The sequence below is a fragment of the Mesorhizobium sp. LEGMi-168a genome (assembly GCF_058312955.1).
This window is the reverse complement of record NZ_JBZEGV010000158.1, coordinates 1-1,019: the sequence shown is the minus strand read 5'-3', so window position 1 is coordinate 1,019 and position 1,019 is coordinate 1. Positions and strand designations below refer to the sequence as shown.

Here is a 1,019-nt window from a genome sequence, read left to right as displayed (position 1 = left end):
CGCATCCACATCCGGCCCGTTCGAGCGTGCCGCCAAATTGTGCCTTGCCGGCGATTGCAACCGCCGGCCAAGCGCACGCGCCTCCTCGGCCAGATCGTCGAGGTTGCAGACCACGGCGATGTCAGATCATTTGGATTTGGCTGGCGCCTTGCCGGTTTTTGATTTGTCGCCAGGGCCCATCAACTCCGACTTCAGCACATCGCCTTGCCTGAAGGCATCAAGGTCGGTGATGATGGGTTCGATCGGAAGGAAACCGCTCCTCTTGGTCCTCCATTTTGACGTGTCGACATCGGAAATGAAGCAGAACTCCGCGTCCGTTACGGTCGCGCCCCGCCCGATCAGCTCGGCGAAAGCGGTCAAGACCATGTCGCCCTTTGCCGGCCCACCCGGGGGATCTGTCTCGAGTATAAGTCCCTTGATCGCCGCCGCTACCTGCCCGAAGACGGTGGCGAATGTGAGCTTATGGCGGTCCGCATATTCCTGGATTTTGTCGCGCTCCACCAACGCGGCGCGCAGTGGATTGAGCGTCAGTATAAGTACGCCGGTTTCCTTGTCGCCGATGACATAGGCTCTCTGATAGGTCTTTGCGATCATTTCCGTCTCCCCAGTCAAATAGCTCCCGCGAGCCGAAGTCCCTCTAGGTGCATCGCGCGGTGCGTCGCCGAGCGATCCGGCGAGACCCGCTTACTTTTTTCGATCGCCGTCCCCTTTGGAAACAGCTCCCTCAGGCGCCGGCCGTAAGATCGCGCCTGCTCCATCTGGCCAAGCTGGGCGTGACAGGCAGCCAGCATGGAAAGGACAGGCTCGTCATCGGCAAGTTTGCCGCACAACTCGATGGTCTTCTCAAACGACTGCTGGTGGAAAGCGATACTGGCGCCGGCCCACCAATAATGATCGGGCGGCAGCGGGTTGAGATCGATCGCCTGCTCGAACTTGGCCCAGCCCTGGTCCGGATGATCCAGATGCGACAGGGCGTCCGCATACTGGACCAGAAGATCGGCTGAGTTCGGGCACAGTGT

The 1,019-nt window shown here is 60.4% G+C and carries 2 protein-coding genes; both read right to left on the bottom strand.

The genetic code is table 11. From position 1 onward, the window contains the following. Positions 1-126 precede the first annotated feature (126 nt). Positions 127-594 carry a hypothetical protein gene (locus AC4FWB_RS34615; protein WP_491030705.1) on the bottom strand — a complete coding sequence of 156 codons (468 nt, stop codon included), beginning with the start codon at positions 592-594 and terminating at the stop codon, positions 127-129. Between the two features lie 14 nt (positions 595-608). Continuing rightward, positions 609-1,019 (bottom strand): tetratricopeptide repeat protein (locus tag AC4FWB_RS34610; RefSeq protein WP_491030703.1); only part of this gene is annotated, 411 nt, incomplete at its 5' end.

What these genes read in the sequence shown, in the direction of transcription:
- AC4FWB_RS34615 (WP_491030705.1), bottom strand. Translation starts at nt 594, where the DNA reads ATGATCGCAAAGACCTATCAGAGAGCCTATGTCATCGGCGACAAGGAA.